We start from the raw sequence: 18672 nt of genomic DNA on the forward strand, positions 1-18672 counted from the left end.
TTTTGGACTGCAAAGATAGTGCAAACTGAGCGAAGTACAAAAGGGGGAACGAAGTTTTCACCGCTTGTGCTCCAGAAGCATCTCAGATGTGCAATAAATCGAATCTGAAAAATTGTCTTCCTTTTCCTTTCCCTTTGTCACCACATCCCAGAATGACTTTCCGCTCTTCGTCTACCACAATGCCGTCTATATACATGTCCAGCCGGTAACGGGCTTTCAGATTACCTTCCCAATCCAGGACCAGGATGTCACCGTGCGGTTCCGGCCGGTCCAGCTTCTGTTCGGGGTTGACGGTGTAAATGTAACGGTCTGTAACGAAAGCACCCATACAATGCTCAAATCTGCGGTCGTAATCAAGCTCCACCAAATGGTTGTTGTTCGGTTCATAGTCCAAATGCAGAGCATGGCGCAAATCTCCGTCCACACCATAGATATGAATGCGCCGTACACCTCCGTATGTCACAACAAAAGCGCTTCTGTCCGGCTTTACGAAAATGGAATGGTAGTAGGCTACCTGGAAATCCTTCAATCGTTTGAAGCGTGCCGAAGAAGGTTCAGGAAAGGTTCCTCCCGATGTCCATTTGCCTGTTTCCGGATTAACAATATGGTATTCGTGGGTCCCGCCAATGTCGAACCCGCCGGTAAAGATGTAAGTATCTTTTCCCAACGGCTTGATACCACCTGTACTGTAGGGTACCGTAGCTACACACAACGAGCGGGTCAGGACCAGTGAATCCGAATGGTTCAGCCGGTAGACATCCACTTTGCCCCGGGATTCCAAATAGAGTTCATCCCCCATTACGCTATGTGAAGCGAATGGAGGTAACTGACAGGAACGGACGAAATGTAAATCAGGGTAGGTATAAAAATAGGCAGTCCGGTAACTGCCCAACACGATCAACCTGTTTCCCAATCTGTAAGGCAAGGCTGGAACCGTAGGCATTTCCATCGGGATTTCCTGCAAAGTAATGACTGTATCGACAGGGAAATCACGTTTATACTCCACCGATACAGTTGAGGCCTGTTGTTGACGGCAAGACACGGCCGACAACAATACCGCCACAACAAGGTACAAAAACAAACTATTTCTACAATTCATATTTCACCAGCATATAGTCAGGATTCAAACCTATGGCATAAAGCGTATTGCTACGGCGGTCCGAGGCGATGCGTACCACCGGCATACCCAGGTCCACAACCTTCACCAAATGGGAATCGTAGTCGTAGAGATAGACCAGATGAGGGATAAGGCGTTCATCCCGTCCCTGCACAGGACCATCCAAAGGTTCATTCTCCCAATCGCGATGCAGGGAAACAACGTAGTCCCTTGTCAGTGAAAGGCCGAAGATACCGCCAATGCGCTGGTCCGGCACAATCTTCCCGCGGGATACCTCATAGCCTATTTCGGCCTCTTCCTCCCACAGCAGTTTGAAGGTATCACCCTGCTTCTGGTACAAAGATAAGTAAGGTATCGTGAACGAAGCGCAAGCCAGCATGCCGCTGACAGAGTCGTAGGCCAAGGTCGTACCGAGATGCTCGCGTACATCTTTCACCGGATAGACACCGAACGTGCTTTCACGCCCCCGGATATTGGCTTTGAAATAGGCTTCATCGCCATCCTCCGTCCGCTTCACGAAAACGCCGTGTTGGAGTTCGGTCATCTTCGGACGCACTTCCCGCTGGGCGAAGTCCAAAGGCCGGAACGGTTCTTTGCCCGCCACCAGGCTGTCTACGGAAAGGAATCCCCGGTTCTGTCCGTTGGCATCCGTGGCAAACAGACGGCCTCCGATGCAATGGGCGCTGATTCCGCCGGTAATAAATTCATTAGGCCCTTCGCCCACCTTGCCCATCTTGCCCGCCAACTTACCGGTGGCCGCTTCGTGGACATTGACAAAATAATCACGCGCAAACGGATCTTCCCACACCACATAGTCTCCCACTACTACCATCGTACCCGGCATACGGGTCATAATCTCATTGTGTAGCACTTGGGCTGTTGCCTTCTCGCGGACAACTTCCCGTTCCTGTCCGGAATGGCAACCGTAGAACAAAGCCACCAATACGAAACAAATAAAATTCTTTCTCAACATATACGTCTGTTTTTTCATATTCTATTCCTATCAAAGCCATTGTTTGACCCGCTGCTCTGTAAGGCTCCACAATTCATCGGCCTGCCTGTGATGAAGATACTTATCCGACAACGGTTTGGGACGGCAACTCACGTTCAGTGTTCCCGTCCGCCTGCCAGCCTCTTCGTCCAGCAACAGGCTGACGGCTGTGGCTGCCCCCTGCCTCGGCGTACGGATGAAGGGGCGGAACAGGATGTCGGTCAGCGGATCGAACCACATGTGCATCGTGATGATGTTGGTAGAAACGATGCCCGGGTCGGCCGCGTTGACCACAATGCCACGCTCCTTTACCCGACGGGCAAGCTCTATCGTGAACAGCGTCAAGGCCAGCTTGGTATTGCTATAAATGGGAATACGCCAGAAGGCTCCTTTCTTACCTTGAAGAAAGAAATCGGGAAAATCGAGCCTCCCGATGGCGTAAGTGCACGACACCATATTCACCACCCGACTTCCCTCTCCCATCAGTGGAAGCAATTTGCGCGTCAGCAGATAAGGACCTACATAGTTGACGCTGACCGTACGTTCCAGACCGTCTTCGGTGATATGCCGGCCTGTCTCCATCGTCCCGGCATTGTTCATCAGCAACGCCAGGGGTTCGCCCTCCTGCAACAGACGGTCGGCAAAAGCTGCCACCGAAGCCAGTGAAGCCAGATTGATGGCACGCACCTCGAGGTCGGCATTCCCCGTTTCCTCGGCCAGCATCCGGCGCTTGACTTCCGCCTTCTCCGGATCGTAGCAGGCCATGATGACACGATAGCCCGCCCGGGCCACCGCACGGGTGATTTCCGTCCCCATGCCTCCGTCGGCCCCGGTAATGACTGCCAGTTTCTTTTCCATACGCATCATCCTTTCCTTTCAATCCGTTCAATTTCTTTTTTCAGGCAAGGCGGCAATTCTTCCTCCAGCCGCTGGTGGCAGGCCATGTCGATGGAATACATGCGGGCAATGCAATAATTGCTGTGCTTGCACGAGCAGCGGGCATTTTCTTCGGCACGCATGCGGTTGACAAAGCCCGGCTCGTTGAGCAGGGCGCGCCCCATCTGCACAGCTTCGAAACCATGGTCGAGCACCTCGTCAATCTTCTGCCGTGCCACCAGACCGCCCACATAGACCAGCGGCATGTCCAAAGCTTCGCGAAACTTCAAGGCGTCTTCCAGGAAATAAGCCTCCTTGAAAGGCACGGTGGGAATCATCCACTTGCCTACCATGCGCACTCCGTACTTCAGCCACCAGCAGGTCATGTAGTGGGTCATGGTGCGGATAGGCATCTCTCCACGCATCACGTACATGGGGGCCTTGCTGACGAAACCGCCGCTCAGCACCAGCGCATGGGCACCCGACTGCTGCAGACGGCGGGCCACCTGCAACGACTCGTCCAGCTCCATGCCGCCGCGGAAACCGTCGCGCATGTTCATCTTCACCAAAACGGCCATGTCGTTGCCGGCAGCCTTCATCACCTCGTCCATCACCCTATCCATGAAGCGCATGCGGTTCTCCAGCGAACCGCCGAACTCGTCCCGGCGGTGGTTGGTCGAAGGTGAAAGGAACTGGCTGATGAGGTAACCGTGCCCGGCATGTATCTCGACGGCATCGAAACCCGATTCACGGGCTAGGTTCACCGCACGGCCATAGGCACGAGCCATCTCCGGCAGCTCGTCGGCACGCAGGCCACGCACGAAAGTCGGCGAATAAAGGTTGAAACCGCTACTGGCTCCTACGGGCGTACAGCCACAGATGCTCTTGTGCGACATGTTGCCGCAATGTCCCAACTGAATGCTGGCAGCCGCACCTTCGGCATGCACGGCATCGGTCAGCCGGCGGAGGCCGGGTACAATCTCGGGCCGCATCCACAGCTGGCGGTCAAAAGAGAGGCCGCTGCGGGTAACGGCCGCATAGGCCACCGTCGTCATGCCCACACCGCCTGCGGCTACGGAGCGGTGATAGTCGAGCAGCTGCTCCGAAGGCTCATTGCCCGGACACATGCTCTCGAAGGCCGCCGAACGGATGGTACGGTTGCGCAGCGTCAACGGCCCTATGGTTACTGGAGTAAACAGTTTTGAATTCATTTATCACATATTTATTGGAAACTTAATATATAAAAGGTAGGATTCTCTTTCTACGACCCACCGCCTCATCGCCGAACTCCTGCCGGTAGCGTTTGTGGATGGCATCGGCACGGGGCACCAGATTGGCCGCCGTCCACCAGACAAAGACCCATGCGGCAGGCGAAGCGGTCAGCACGGCAAATCCCGTCCACTCCAGCAGCTCGCCGAAGTAATTGGCCGAGGTGACATAACGGTACATGCCACGTGCCGGCAGGTAGTGCTTCGTGTCGCCCGGCTTGCGCAGATGGCGGATGACGTGGTCGGAATGCAGGTTAATGCCCATCCCTACGAAGAACAGCAGAATACCCAAGACCGACTGCGGACGAAGCAGGAAACTCCATCCCTCGTCATACAGTCCCTGGGGTGGATACACGAACAGGCCGGTAGCAATCAGCCAGGCGTTCAGCACATTGAACACGATGCCCATCCCCATGATGCTCACCGGCATGCGGCTTTTCCCTTTCATCAGCAGGGGGAAGACGAACGAACGCTGGAAGTAGTGCAGCAGGAACAACAAAGCCATTGCCGACTGGGGGGCCACCATCCCCGCCCCGCTAAGCAGCCAGCAGACCAGCATCCCGACAAAGGCCGGTGCTTCCATCAGTACCCACGCCAGCTTGTTGTCGAGCGACAATCCCCACGACGAAGTGCGGAACATGCCATAACCGGCCTTGACAAAATAGAGCGCCACGAAGACCAGCACAGCCACTCCGCTCATCGCCCACAGAAAACTATGAAATTGGTACAGAGACATAAACCTATCGTTTTGATATGCGCAAATATAGGCAAAAACTCTGAAAGGTTGTAGCGTTTTCTGCAACAAAAACATTCACAAGTTCCGCCAGAATGCCTACCTTTGCCCTCATGAAACAGGAAAAAGAGACAAACAACCCCAGCCTGCACCTCCAGCAACAACAGTTGCTGCTGCGCATGGAGTACGAATACGAGAAGGAAGAGTTCCGCCGGCAGACGGAAACCATGGGCGTGGCACGCAAGGTGAAGCGCGGCATGTGCTGGTTCCCCGTCACCAGCGGGCGCAGTTACTACAACTCGCTGAACCAGCTGGTGCTGGAGGTGACCCGCACCGAAGATACCGACATCGAACACAACTTCGAGTACGGACGGCCCGTCTGCTTTTTCCGACAGACGGCAGACGGCAGCCTCAGCTACTACAACTTCCAGGGTAGCGTCAGCTATGCCGACGAGACCCGTATGGTGGTAGTGATGCCCGGCGCCGGTGCCATCCTCGACGTACAGGCAGCCGACCGGCTGGGCGTGCAGCTCTACTTCGACGAAACCAGCTACCGCACGATGTTCGAAGCGCTGGCCGACGTGCTCCGCGCCAAGGGCAACCGGTTGGCCGAACTGCGCGACACGTTGCTGGGCACCCTGAAACCCGGCTTCCGCGAACTCTACCCCGTCTGCTTCCCCTGGCTGAACTCCACGCAGGAGTCGGCCGTCAACAAGGTGCTCTGTACCCGCGACGTAGCCATCGTCCACGGCCCTCCCGGCACGGGCAAAACCACCACACTGGTCGAAGCCATCTACGAAACGCTGCACCGCGAGCCGCAGGTGCTGGTGTGCGCACAGAGCAACACGGCCGTCGACTGGATTTCGGAGAAACTCGTGGACCGCGGCGTCAGCGTGCTGCGCATCGGAAACCCTACGCGTGTCAACGACAAGATGCTGTCCTTCACCTACGAACGCCGCTTCGAGTCACATCCCGCCTACACCGAACTGTGGAGCATCCGCAAGGAGCTGCGCCAGCTTCATGGCAAGGCCCGCCGCGGCACTTACGAGGAACGCGAAGGCGTGCGCAGCCGCATGTCACGCCTGCGCGACCGTGCCACAGCCCTGGAAGTACAGATCAACACCGACCTCTTCGACTCGGCCCACGTCATCGCCTCCACCCTCGTCAGCAGCAACCACCGTGTGCTGGCCGGCCGACGCTTCGGCACCCTCTTTATCGACGAGGCGGCGCAGGCCCTCGAAGCTGCCTGCTGGATAGCCATCCGCAAGGCCGACCGCGTGGTGCTGGCAGGCGACCACCAGCAACTGCCGCCCACCATCAAGTGCTACGATGCGGCACGCAGCGGACTGGAGCGTACACTGATGGAGACCGTCGTGGCCCGCAAGCCCGAGACCGTCTCGCTGCTCACCACCCAATACCGCATGAACGAAGCCATCATGCGCTTCTCGTCCGACTGGTTCTACGGCGGGCAGCTGCAGGCCGCCCCCGAAGTGCGCCATCGCGGCATCCTCGACTGGGACACCCCCATCTCGTGGATTGACACGTCGGAAATGGATTTCAAGGAAGAGTTTGTGGGCGAAAGTTTCGGCCGCATCAACCGCCAGGAGGCCGACCTGCTGCTCAACGAGCTGGAAAAATACATTGCCCGCATCGGCGGACAGCGCATTCTGGACGAACGCATCGACTTCGGCCTCATCTCGCCCTACAAGGCACAGGTGCAATACCTGCGCGGCAAGCTTCGCGGCAGCGCCGCCCTGCGCCCCTACCGCCACCTGATGACGGTCAACACGGTCGACGGTTTCCAGGGTCAGGAGCGCGATGTCATCTTCATCAGCCTCGTCCGCGCCAATGACGAAGGCCAGATAGGTTTCCTCGGCGACCTGCGCCGCATGAACGTAGCCATGACCCGTGCCCGCATGAAGCTCGTCATCCTGGGCGACGCCGCCACGCTGGGACGGCATGCCTTCTATCGGAAGCTACTGGAGCACATCCGCGAACTGGCCTCCCCCTCTGCATGATGTTCCCCGTTCAAGCTGGGGAAAGCAACGATTTAGGCTGGGAAAAGCATCCGTTTAAGCTGGGCAAAGCATTGGTTTGTCCTGCTTAAAGCACCGCTTTCCCCAGCTTAAACCGAGATCCGAAAAGCGACATGGATTGTCACCCTGCAAAAGGTAGGATGTTTTGCCCCAAAACAAGGAATGTTTTGAGGCAAAAGAGGCAATGTTTCAGGGGAAAACAAGGGATGATTCAGAGGGAAAGAACGTTCCCTGATCTTACCTGAATATACGAACGAATCTCCTTACAAACCTTTTCGCAATCCCCATCAAAGGAATCCGTTATGATTTCAAATGCATAATCTGCAAGACCGGATTCTCTTCTTCCGCCCCCTCGGGAATATACCAAAAGGTGAAAGTGTTGCCTTGCGTAGCCGAAGTACGACCATTCGCATTTACACCATCCAAGTCATTCACCAGAGATTTGCCAATCCAATAGCGTTGCTCCTTTTTCGAAAACAGAAAACACCGCAAATCGTAAACCGAAGACCAGTAGACTGCATAAATCCAACCATCACTCTCTATGTATTGAGTCCTGCTGAAATCTTCCATATGCTGAAACGTATCGTCTTTACCATAATGATGTTTCAAAGGAGGCTGCATATCAAATGCATAACGCAGGACAAGCTCCTCACCGTCGAAACTATAGGCATCGTTCTCGAAAATAGGTGACATGAAACAAACGTTGTCGCCCACCGAGCAGAGTTCCCAAGAAAGCTGGGTATAGATGGACGAACGTTCATCCCGCTTTACCAACCTTCTGACCACTTTTCCCGAGGCATCTACTTGATAAATTCCTGCGGCATCGGTGTCGCTGCCAGCCAACGACACCACATATCCCCCAGAAGGAAGCAGTTTAAAATCCATAGCACGAACTTCCAACGGCACCTCCTTCAGGAAACCTCCCTTCCAATCGTAATGAAGGAGTTTGTTGGTCCAAATGTCCAGCAGAACAATTTGCCTGTTTGCCTCATCCACTTCAAACTGCTGAGCATTGCCATATTCGCCAGGCCCATTACCGGATTTCCGAATTTCCCCCAAATGATTTCCTTTCCTGTTGAATATCCAAACCGTCTGCATCCTATCGTCAAAGACAAACACACACTCCCTCCCAATATAAACATCCTTAATCTTCCCTATCAGGCATTTGCCAGATGTTTCCAAAGGGAGATACTCCAAGCTGTCTACAAATTGTGAATACCGGATGGACTCTTTCGCTTCGTTCAACAAATCGGGAACAAATGCGGAATCATCCTTTTGCTTCTCTGTATACGACAGGCAGAAAAGCATTCCTAATAACCAACAGATATACCACTTATTATACATATCAGCATTCAGATGTTATGTTTAACAAAAAATTCACTTACATAATAAAAATGTACCAACCATGCAAAACTACAAAAAGCATAATTACAGCACATTCTATCATATAAAAAATACAAAAAAGAAAAGGGAGCGCACCGCCGTGCCAAGCACGCCGATACACTCCCTTATAGTATCCTCAATCAGTCAGATGGATCAGTTGTTCTCCGGGCGGAGCTTGCGGACGGTAACGGCCGTCTGCCACATTTCGCTCTCGCGCAGAGCTTTCAGCTCGTCGTTCAGCTTCTCGCGATAATCGGGTTTGGAATTGCTGTCGATGGAAATCTGAGCTTCGTTACCACACTTCACGCTTTCGTACAGTTTCTGCATAACGGGCTTGATGGCATCGTGGAACGGGCCCATCCAGTCGAGGGCACCACGCTGGGCAGTAGTAGAGCAGTTGGCATACATCCAGTCCATACCGTTCTTGGCAAAAAGAGGCATCAGCGACTGAGTCAGCTCCTCAACGGTTTCGTTGAAGGCTTCGGAAGGTGTATGGCCGTTCTCACGGAGCACTTCGTACTGAGCCAGCAACAGACCCTGGATAGCACCCATCAGCGAACCACGCTCACCGGTGAGATCGGAAGTAGCCTCACGCTGGAAAGTCGTCTCAAACAGATAGCCCGAACCGATACCGATACCCAAAGCCAACGTACGGTCCATAGCCTTGCCTGTAGCGTCCTGGTAGATAGCGTAAGAGCTGTTCAAGCCACGGCCTTCGAGGAACATGGTGCGGAGCGACGTACCCGACCCCTTCGGTGCCACCATGATCACATCAATATCTTTGGGAGGAACCACGCCTGTACGGTCGTTCCAAGTAATGGCAAAACCATGAGAGAAATAAAGCGCCTTGCCAGCCGTGAGGTGCGGCTTCAGTGTGGGCCATACGGACATAACAGCTGCATCGGAGAGCAAGCACATCACGATGGTGCCTTTCTCGGCTGCTTCTTCAATGCCGAACAAGGTTTCGCCGGGTACCCATCCGTCGGCAATCGCTTTCTCAAAAGTCTTGCCAGGACGCTGGCCGACGATGACGTTGAAACCGTTATCGCGCAGGTTGCAAGCCTGACCAGGACCCTGTACACCATATCCGATTACTGCAATAGTTTCGTCTTTCAAAATCTCACGTGCCTTTTCCAAGGGAAACTCTTCGCGGGTCATCACATTTTCGATAACACCGCCAAAATTCAATTGTGCCATTGTTGTTATTGTTTTTATTTGTGGCTTTCGCCCGGTTAATATATATCTTTTATTCAAATATCAGTTTTGCACGGCATACGGTTTCATCGCCGTTCTTCTTCACTTCCACGCCGTAGACGCCGTTACCGTCGTCATCGAGGTAGAAAGAAAGGGTGTCGCCATAGTAACTTTCGGCCACGTAGGCCATCTCGAAACGGCGGATGCGCTGCGTCCGATACTTCTCCAGCGGGAAGAGGTCGAGGATGTGCTCGATGTAGCGGATACTGTTCACATGGCCGTTGATGTCGATGTCGCTATACTTGGCCGTGAGCGAAGCGACCGGCTCGGTGGCCATCACCTTGATGCGTGAAGGCTTCTCGATGGGGCAAGGTTCGTCGCATACGTAGTTTACAATATCGCCATCGTTGATGGCCAGCAAGTCGATGGGCTTGCGCGTCTGCATGCTGATCATCGCCCACACGGAACGTGCATAACCAATCTTGCGGCCGTCCTTGTCGAGGATGGCAAAGTTACGGTCGGTAAAAAGGCGGTAGACGTTCTCCACCCACGTCTGTACCGAGAAGGGTTCATATTGCAAGGGCATCTCGTCCATGTCAATAGCCAGACGGGACAGTACCCACGTATAGTTTTCTTCGTTCAGCTCGGCCATGCCGAAACCACGTTCGGTGGCATGGAAACCCGCACAATTGAGCAGGTGGTTGCCCAGCACCCCCAACGTCAGCCGTCCGGTAAAGTCTACATGGAAAGGCTCGGCCACGAAGTTATAGGTTCCTATTTTGTTGTTCTCACTCATTGTCTTTCTCCTTTTTATCTTTCAAATATTTTGCCTCCCGTTCGGCCAGGTACTCGTTGACCCGCTCGAAGCAGCTGGTAGTGATGGCCACACGCCCCGAACGCACAAACTGAAGCACACACCCGAATGCCTGAAGCTCCTGATAAAGGTGAGTGATGTCGTCACTCACGCCGTTCATCTCGACAATGGAGAAGACAGGGTTCACCTCGACGATGCGGGCGTGGTTCTTGCGGATGACCTTCGACACCTCGGGCGTCTGCTCCAGCGCAGGAGTCTCTACCTTGTAGAGGGCTATCTCGTGCTGGTAAATTTCGTCGTCGGTGAAGTAGTGAGCCTGCAATACATCCATCTTCTTGGTAATCTGCTTCACGACTTTCTCGATGGTGTCCTTATCCGTCCACGCAGTAATGGTGTACTTGTGTACACCTTGAATGGAAGAAGCGGACACGTTCAGGCTCTCGATATTGATCTGCCTGCGGGTGAACACCGCCGTCACCTGGTTGAGCAAACCGGCAATGTTCTCTGAATGAACAATAATGGTATATAATGTCTTGTCAGTCATAGTCTGTATCTTTTAGCATTCCAAAAGCATCTGGTTCACCGAACCGCCCGGAGGCGTCATCGGCATTACGTTACCCTCTTCTTCCACGCAGGCCTCGAGCAGGAAGGGACCGTCCGTGGCCAGCATTTCGCGGATGGCATCGGCCAACTCCGAACGCTCCATGACGCGGCGCGAAGGGATGCCGTAGGCGGCGGCTATCTGCATGTAGTCGGGGTTCAACATAGGGGTGAACGAGTAACGGCGGTTGAAGAACATGGCCTGCCACTGGCGCACATTGCCCAGATAATTGTTGTTCATCAATATCATCTTGACAGGTGCTTTCTGCTCCATCACCGTACCCAGTTCCTGCAAGTTCATCTGCAGGCCGCCGTCGCCCATGAAGACGCAGACGGTACGGTCGGGGCGACCGAAGGTGGCTCCAATGGCGGCAGGAAGACCGAAGCCCATCGTGCCCAGTCCGCCGGAAGTGACGATGCTGCGCTCACGGGAGTACTTGAAGTAGCGGGCAGACATCATCTGGTTCTGGCCTACGTCGGTCACCAGGATGGCTTCGTTGTTTGTAGCTTCGCTCACGGCACGTACCACTTCGCCCATGCTCAGTTCGCGGGTCGTGCGATGGAGTTCGGGACGGATAACCTTCTCTTCCTCCACTTCCTCGTAAGTACGGAAACTGTCGAGCCATTCCTGATGGGTGGCGGAATTCAGCAGTTCGGTCACAGCAGGGAGCGTCTGCTTGCAATCGCCCAGCACGGCTACGTCGGTCTTGATGTTCTTGTCTATCTCGGCAGGGTCGATGTCGAAGTGGATGATTTTAGCCTGCGGGGCATAAGTCGCCACGTTGCCCGTCACACGGTCGTCAAAGCGCATGCCCACGGCTATCAGCACGTCGCACTTGTTGGTATTGATGTTCGGCCCCAGATTGCCGTGCATGCCCAGCATACCTTTATTCAACGGATGGTCGGAAGGAAGGGCCGAAAGTCCCAGCAGGGTACGTCCGGCAGGCAATCCGGCTTTCTCGATGAAGGCCCGGAGTTCGGCCTGAGCATTACCCAGTTCTACCCCCTGCCCCACGAGTACCAACGGGCGCTCGGCGGCATTGATAAGGTCGGCAGCCTCGCGGATAGCTTCCATATCCATGTCGGGCACAGGCTGGTAGCTGCGGATATAGTCGACCGTCACGGGAGCATATTCCATCTTGTCCACCTGCGCGTTCTTGGCAAAGTCGAGCACTACAGGTCCCGGACGCCCGCTACGGGCAATGTAGAAGGCACGCGCCACGGCCCAAGGCACATCTTCGGCCCGACGGATCTGGTAACTCCACTTGGTGATGGGCTGCGTGATACCTACAAGGTCCACTTCCTGAAAGGCATCCGTACCGAGGAAGCCTGTACCCACCTGCCCGGCAATAACCACGATGGGCGTACTGTCTATCATGGCGTCGGCAATACCGGTAATGGTATTGGTGGCACCCGGTCCGCTGGTCACGAGGCAGACACCTACCTGACCCGACACGCGGGCAAAACCCTGTGCGGCATGGGTAGCCCCCTGTTCGTGGCGCACCAGGATGTGGTTCAACGTCTTCCGATGATCGTATAAGGCATCGAACACGGGCATAATGCTGCCGCCCGGATAGCCGAATATAGTCTTTACCCCTTCGTGCTCCAAGGAGCGCATCAGGGCTTCTGCGCCTGTAATTGTATCTTTCATTTCTTTAATGGATAATGGAGAATTGAAAATGGGAAATTGCCAGCGAAATCACAAGACTATTAATTTTCAATTCTCAATTTTCAATTATATAATTCTCACCGCTCCCTTGTCTGCCGAGCTCACCAGGCTGGCGTAGGCCTTCAGCGCCTTGGACACCTCGCGATTGCGGGTGACGGGCGTCATGGGGCGTGCCGCCAGTTCGGCATCGGTCAGCCGGACGTTGATGGTGCGGTTAGGGATATCTATCTCGATGATGTCGCCGTCCACCAGTTTGCCAATGTTGCCGCCGGCTGCCGCTTCGGGCGAGATGTGGCCGATGCTCAGGCCCGACGTACCGCCGCTGAAGCGCCCGTCAGTAATGAGGGCACACTCCTTTCCCAGGTGACGAGACTTGATATAAGAGGTGGGATAGAGCATCTCCTGCATACCAGGACCGCCCTTGGGACCTTCGTGAGTGATGACCACCACGTCGCCGCTCTGCACCTTGCCGCCCAGGATACCTTCGCAGGCTGCTTCCTGCGAGTCAAAGACTTTGGCAGGACCGGTGAACTTCCAGATACTTTCGTCCACACCGGCAGTCTTTACCACACAACCGTCCTGTGCGATGTTTCCCTTCAACACGGCCAATCCGCCATCCTTGCTGTAGGCATGCTCCAAGTCGCGGATGCAGCCTTCGGCACGGTCGGTGTCGTATTCCTTATAACAGTTGTCCTGCGAACCCAGCTTCAGGTTGAACTTGCCGCCGGGAGCGCTGGCGTATTTCTTCAATGCCTTCTTGCAGACGTTGGGGCTGGTGATGCAATACTGGTCTATCTCTTCGGCCAGCGTCAGGCCGTCCACGCGCTTCACGCTGGTATCCACCAAGCCGCCCTTGGCCAGCTCGGCCATGATAGCTACGATACCACCTGCACGGTTCACGTCCTGTACATGGAACTTCTGCGTGTTGGGCGCCACCTTGCAGAGACAGGGCGTCTTGCGCGACAGCATGTCGATGTCTTCCATCTTGAAATCGGCTCCCGCCTCATGAGCCACGGCCAGCAGGTGGAGCACCGTGTTGGTCGAGCCACCCATGGCGATGTCCAGCGTCATGGCGTTGAGGAAAGCCTCGCGCGTGGCAATGCTGCGGGGCAGCACACTCTCGTCGCCGTCCTCATAGTATTTGTAGGCGTTCTCCACTATCAGCTTGGCGGCGTCCTTGAAGAGCTTCTTACGGTTCTCGTGCGTAGCCACGATGGTACCGTTACCCGGCAGAGCCAGGCCGATGGCCTCGTTCAGGCAGTTCATGGAGTTGGCGGTGAACATGCCAGAACAGCATCCGCACGTGGGGCAGGCATGCTGCTCAATCTTGGCCACGTCGTCATCGCTCACCGTCGTGTCGGCCGACTTGATCATGGCATCTATCAGGTCGAGGTGCTGACCCTTCCATTCGCCCGCCTCCATCGGTCCGCCCGAGACGAAGACGGTGGGGATGTTCAGGCGCATGGCGGCCATGAGCATGCCCGGCGTTATCTTGTCGCAGTTGCTGATGCACACCATGGCATCGGCCTTGTGGGCGTTGACCATGTACTCCACGCTGTCGGCTATGATGTCGCGCGAAGGCAGGGAGTAGAGCATGCCGTCGTGTCCCATGGCGATGCCGTCGTCGATGGCGATGGTATTGAACTCGGCGGCAAAGCAGCCCAGCTTTTCAATCTCTTCCTTGACATACTGGCCGATTTCGTGCAGGTGGACGTGTCCCGGCACAAACTGCGTGAACGAGTTGACGATGGCAATGATGGGCTTTCCCATCTGCTCGCGCTTCATGCCGTTGGCCACCCACAACGCACGTGCCCCGGCCATGCGGCGGCCCTGCGTACTGAACGAACTGCGTAACTGGTGTTTCATCTTTGTTGTTCTCCTTTCAATGAAAAAAGCCTTTCTCATCAGTGAGAAAGGCTTCAATAATTATCTTCCGACGTATGAATACATACACAAAACCTTTCTCACGCTCTTGATTTCAAGACCACGACGCGAATAATATGCAGGACTGCCAGGTTAATGGATGTATGTAGCATCATAAGTTTCTTCTGTTTTTATAAATTGATAAATCGGGTTATCTTTGTTGTTTAACGTGATGCAAAGGTAAGGGCTTTTTTATAATATCCAAACAGTTTGAAGAAAAAAATCATATTTTTCTATAGAATCGTAAGAAAAGGGCAAAGAAAAGTCTCCTTTTATCATCAGAAGCCTGCCAACGGAAGAGCCGGAAACGGCTTCCTGCAGATTCTCACACAGGAGGAAAGACATGCAGTCACGCCGATTTGCCTCGCAATGAATCCAGCTGATTATCAGCCGAATGCCACTGCAAAACAGCTGCACACCTTTTGCAGTATCGCTGCAAGGCGCTTGCAGCAACTCTGTAAGGGGCTTGCAGTAACTCTGCAAGGCACTTGCAGTGACTCTGCAAAGGGCTTGCAATATCGCTGCAAGCGGTCTGCAAAAACACGGCAAGCCGCTTGCTGAACGACAGCAAACGGCTTGCATCAAATATCGGACGGCAGACGGTGGACTTACCAGCCGGCGTGTTCCTTCTTATGTTCGTAGGAGTCGGCCTGGCGTACACGGTCGCCATTGTAGTTCCATACGATTTCGTCGGTGTATTCCTTGCCATCGGAGGTGATGACGGCCTTGAGCACGTTGCGCCCTTCGGCCAGGGTCACTTTGTCGAAAACGTAGTGGACATCGGTATAGCCCTTGCGGATGCCTTCCAGCTCCTGGCCGTTCAGGTAGACGCGGGGCGTGCCGAGGTTAGAGTAAACGGTCACGGAAGTCTCCTTGCGCTCGCGCTCCGTGTTGCGGCGCTGCGTCAGGTAGAGCACAGGTTCCTTGCTCCAGTTGGCCTTGTACCAGTAGAAAGAGTCCTTGCGCGTCTTGCGGTCGAAGGTAATGAGCCCCTTCATGTTGCGCGCATCCACGCCACCGCGCTTCCACATGGGCACGGCAAAGTCGAACGTATTCCACAGATAGGATGCCAGGATGTAGGGGTGCTGGGCGATGATGCTCCACTGGTACTCGTGTGTCTTGGTCTGGAAAGTCTCGGGATAGAAGTCGCTGCCCCAGTTCAGGGCGTCGCCCAGTATCTCCGTCTGATGCTCGATGTTGGCGTCCGCGCCATATTCGGTCAGCATCAGCCGCTGCCAGGGATATTCCTTCTCCATCTTCTCGACCCAGGGCTTGATGTCCTGTATCTTCTTCTCGTACCAGCCGAAGTAGCGGTTCATGCCCTGTATGTCGGTATTCTCGTTGACGGGATGCTCCACATGGCCGTAGCCGTTGACGGCCACCGTATAGCGGTCGGGGTCCTCGAGCTTGCAGAGTTCGTGGACAGACTGCGTAAGCGCCGCCGTATAGCCGTGCGGATGATAGACTTCGTTATGGATGCCCCACACATAGATGGAGGGGTGGTTGAAGCTCTGACGTATCAGCTCGCGCATCTGCTGGTGTACGTTGTCCCACTCCTGCCCCGTGACGCGGTTCACGAAAGGAATCTCGGCCCAGATGACGAGGCCCAGCGTATCGCAACGCGAGTAAATGTAGTCCGACTGCTGGTAGTGGGCGAAGCGCACGGTCGTGGCTCCCACCTCCATAATCTGTGCCAAGTCGAAGTCGTGCTCCTTATTGGTCAGCGCGCTGCCCAATCCCCACCAGTCCTGATGGCGGGTAACGCCGTACATGGGATACTTCTTGCCGTTCAGGAAGAAGCCCTTGCCGGCTATGGCTTCGTACTTGCGCAAGCCCAGAGGCTGCACCACCTCGTCGATGACCTGCCCGTCCTGCTTCAGGCGAGACACCACCTTATAAAGATAAGGGTCCTCGCGTCCCTGCCACAAATGGGGATTGCTGATCTTGAAATGGGAGACATAACTCTGCACACCCTGAGGTGTCAGGTCGAAAGACTGGCGATGCGTCTTGACCAGCTTGCCTTCGCGGGTATAGATGGCATTCTCCAGCTCCAAAGGAACCGGCGCCAGCGTGGCATTGTCCAGCTTCACCTTGACAGACACCTCGGCCGACTTCTTCGATACATTCTTCTGCGTGATGTACACACCTGGCGATGCGCAGTCGTTCACCACGATGTTGCAAGGCTCGGTCACCACCAGCCACACGGGACGGTAGATGCCGCCATAGACACCGAACAGGCCGTGGTTGACCGGTATCACGTCGGGCCGCGCCGTATTGTCGGCCTTCACCACGATTTCATTCTCCTCACCATACTTGACCTGTGAGCCGATTTCGCAGACGAAAGCCGAATAGGCCCCCTTGTGCGTCCCCACCAGATAGCCGTTGACATAGACCTCGGCACACGAGCCTACGCCCTCGAAGCGCAGGAAGATGCGCTTGCCTTCCAGCGACTTGGGGAAGACATGCTGTTTCCGATAATAGGCCACGCCGGCATAGAAGCTGTTGGTCTTCTTCTGCATGTCGTCCGCATTCCAGGTGTGGGGCACGGTCACCTTCTCCCAGTCGGCATTCCACTTGGCCGCCATCTGCATGGCATCCGCCGCAAACGGCCCTTTCTTGAATTCCCATCCGTCGTTGAACGACGTCACATCGCGGGCTTCCGCCTTCAGCGCAAAGCCCAGCAAGCATGCCAGCAATACAGCCGGCAAAAACATACACCGTTTCTTCATATTATCTTTGCTTTTCATGATCATCGGTTACTGAGCGGCTGCCAAACGATACACCTGACATCCGGCCATCAGGAAAGCCCCCACTCCATAGACCTCGGTCATGTCGCGGGTCACTTTGCGCGGATCGGCTCCGATGGGTTGCACATAGCCCAGCTTGCCGTCGGCATCGACTGCATCGACCAATGCCTTCCAGCCCTTTGCAACGACGGGCAGGAAGGTATCCTTGTCGAGCAAACCTTCATTGATGCCGTAAGCCAGCGCATAGACAACAAAGCCTGTGGCACTCGTTTCGGGCGAAGGATAGGATTCGGGATCGAGCAGGCTGGCATGCCAATAGCCGTCGGGGCTCTGCAAACCGGCCACACGGGTAGCCAGCGTCACAAACAGATCCTGATAGAATTTGCGCGAAGGTTCGTCAACGGGAAGCGCCTGGAGGATTTCGGACAATCCGCCCAGCACCCAACCGTTGCCGCGTCCCCAGAATACCTTCTTGCCATTGGCCTCGCGCTTGTCGAAGTAACGGCGGTCGCGGTAGAACAGCTGTTCTTCCTTGTCGAACAGGTAGTCGTAGGTAGCCTTATATTCCCGGTTCAGGAAGTCCAGGTATTTCTTGTTGAGCGTCTGTGCATAGAGTTTGGCATAGACCGGCGGCGCCATGAAGAGCGCATCGCACCACGACCAGCGGCTCAATGTCTCTATGTGTCCGTAGTCCAGTTCCAACGTCGTCTCGGGCAGATTGTCCACCACCCAGTTGGCACGCGCCATCACAGGGGCTATCATCTTTATCTCGCCATACTTCCGGTAGAGGTCGATGAAAGGCTGCCCCACGGCGATGAAGTCGGCGTGATACATCCACTTGCCCATCTGGAAATGGTTCCTCCGGCCGATGCGGAGCAGCCATTTGTAATACGAGCTGTCGCCGTCTTCCCTTTCCGCCAGCTCGGCCCAGTCTATCATGCCCATATAGAGGGCGGCGTGTGTCCAGTCCAGGTCATCGTGCTCGGCCCCTTTGTTGGGATTGGCGATCTGCCAGTCGGCCACCCGCTTCATCCAGGCCTTCACTTCAGCTTTGTCGAATTTCGGCTGAGCCACCATCTGCAAGGTGGCGGCCAGCCAGAACATTGTGTACAAACAAATCTTTTTCATCATACCTATTGTTTTCCTTATCAGTTATCAATACGTTTATTTCCGTTTCACGCCGTGTGAAACATACATCTATTATATATAATATCAGGTTAGAAGTTTTTTTCTTACAGTATCGGACCGGATACACGGCCCCGCCTTCATGGCGGGGACATATCAGCATTAGTACGAGCGGCGTACTAATCCAGTACGGGCG

The 18672-nt window shown here is 54.9% G+C and carries 15 protein-coding genes; 2 read left to right on the top strand and 13 right to left on the bottom strand.

What is annotated here, in order from left to right:
* Positions 1 to 82 precede the first annotated feature (82 nt).
* From RDO88_RS04130 to RDO88_RS04150, 5 genes are read right to left on the bottom strand one after another with little or no spacing between them, the layout of a single operon-like run.
* Positions 83 to 1099: a BF3164 family lipoprotein gene (locus RDO88_RS04130; RefSeq protein ID WP_307758158.1), complete on the bottom strand. Its 1017-nt coding sequence runs from the start codon at positions 1097 to 1099 to the stop codon at positions 83 to 85.
* On the bottom strand, positions 1089 to 2108 hold the full coding sequence (locus RDO88_RS04135; RefSeq protein ID WP_307758159.1) for a hypothetical protein: 1020 nt from the start codon (positions 2106 to 2108) through the stop codon (positions 1089 to 1091). The genes RDO88_RS04130 and RDO88_RS04135 overlap by 11 nt, the downstream gene beginning before the upstream one ends.
* Before the next feature lie 12 nt (positions 2109 to 2120).
* The gene (locus RDO88_RS04140; protein WP_307758160.1) at positions 2121 to 2966 is read right to left on the bottom strand and encodes an SDR family NAD(P)-dependent oxidoreductase; all 846 of its coding nucleotides are present in this window, start codon (positions 2964 to 2966) and stop codon (positions 2121 to 2123) included.
* A 5-nt stretch (positions 2967 to 2971) separates the two neighbouring features.
* Positions 2972 to 4195, bottom strand: coding sequence for an NADH:flavin oxidoreductase (locus RDO88_RS04145; RefSeq protein WP_307758161.1), 1224 nt, complete (start codon positions 4193 to 4195; stop codon positions 2972 to 2974).
* Positions 4196 to 4217: 22 nt separating this feature from the next.
* Positions 4218 to 4988: a DUF1295 domain-containing protein gene (locus RDO88_RS04150; RefSeq protein WP_307758162.1), complete on the bottom strand. Its 771-nt coding sequence runs from the start codon at positions 4986 to 4988 to the stop codon at positions 4218 to 4220.
* A 92-nt stretch (positions 4989 to 5080) separates the two neighbouring features.
* Between RDO88_RS04150 and RDO88_RS04155 the strand changes: the two genes are divergently transcribed.
* Positions 5081 to 7003 carry an AAA domain-containing protein gene (locus RDO88_RS04155; protein WP_374043895.1) on the top strand — a complete coding sequence of 641 codons (1923 nt, stop codon included), beginning with the start codon at positions 5081 to 5083 and terminating at the stop codon, positions 7001 to 7003.
* 318 nt (positions 7004 to 7321) lie between these two features.
* Here RDO88_RS04155 and RDO88_RS04160 read toward each other — a convergent pair whose 3' ends face one another.
* The 6 genes from RDO88_RS04160 to ilvD form a co-directional block, all read right to left on the bottom strand.
* Positions 7322 to 8365, bottom strand: a complete 1044-nt coding sequence (locus RDO88_RS04160; protein ID WP_307758164.1) for a 6-bladed beta-propeller — start codon at positions 8363 to 8365, stop codon at positions 7322 to 7324.
* Positions 8366 to 8557: 192 nt separating this feature from the next.
* Positions 8558 to 9601, bottom strand: a complete 1044-nt coding sequence (gene ilvC / locus RDO88_RS04165; protein ID WP_075317914.1) for a ketol-acid reductoisomerase — start codon at positions 9599 to 9601, stop codon at positions 8558 to 8560.
* Positions 9602 to 9650: 49 nt separating this feature from the next.
* Positions 9651 to 10394 (bottom strand): acyl-ACP thioesterase domain-containing protein, encoded by a 744-nt coding sequence (locus RDO88_RS04170; protein WP_307758165.1) that lies wholly within the window; start codon positions 10392 to 10394, stop codon positions 9651 to 9653.
* Positions 10387 to 10956: an acetolactate synthase small subunit gene (gene ilvN / locus RDO88_RS04175; RefSeq protein WP_307758166.1), complete on the bottom strand. Its 570-nt coding sequence runs from the start codon at positions 10954 to 10956 to the stop codon at positions 10387 to 10389. The genes RDO88_RS04170 and ilvN overlap by 8 nt, the downstream gene beginning before the upstream one ends.
* A gap of 12 nt (positions 10957 to 10968) precedes the next feature.
* On the bottom strand, positions 10969 to 12663 hold the full coding sequence (gene ilvB / locus RDO88_RS04180; protein ID WP_307758167.1) for a biosynthetic-type acetolactate synthase large subunit: 1695 nt from the start codon (positions 12661 to 12663) through the stop codon (positions 10969 to 10971).
* Positions 12664 to 12747: 84 nt separating this feature from the next.
* Positions 12748 to 14547, bottom strand: coding sequence for a dihydroxy-acid dehydratase (ilvD, locus tag RDO88_RS04185; protein ID WP_307758168.1), 1800 nt, complete (start codon positions 14545 to 14547; stop codon positions 12748 to 12750).
* 267 nt (positions 14548 to 14814) lie between these two features.
* Between ilvD and RDO88_RS04190 the strand changes: the two genes are divergently transcribed.
* Positions 14815 to 15165 carry a hypothetical protein gene (locus RDO88_RS04190; protein ID WP_307758169.1) on the top strand — a complete coding sequence of 117 codons (351 nt, stop codon included), beginning with the start codon at positions 14815 to 14817 and terminating at the stop codon, positions 15163 to 15165.
* A 47-nt stretch (positions 15166 to 15212) separates the two neighbouring features.
* Here the strand turns inward: RDO88_RS04190 and RDO88_RS04195 are convergent, their stop codons facing one another.
* Entirely contained in the window at positions 15213 to 17318 is a 2106-nt protein-coding gene (locus RDO88_RS04195; RefSeq protein ID WP_307758201.1) for a glycoside hydrolase family 2 TIM barrel-domain containing protein, read from the bottom strand.
* A 42-nt stretch (positions 17319 to 17360) separates the two neighbouring features.
* On the bottom strand, positions 17361 to 18479 hold the full coding sequence (locus tag RDO88_RS04200; protein ID WP_307758170.1) for a glycoside hydrolase family 88 protein: 1119 nt from the start codon (positions 18477 to 18479) through the stop codon (positions 17361 to 17363).
* Positions 18480 to 18672: the final 193 nt, after the last annotated feature.

The sequence above is a fragment of the uncultured Mediterranea sp. genome (genome assembly GCF_902493215.1).
GTDB lineage: Bacteria > Bacteroidota > Bacteroidia > Bacteroidales > Bacteroidaceae > Bacteroides.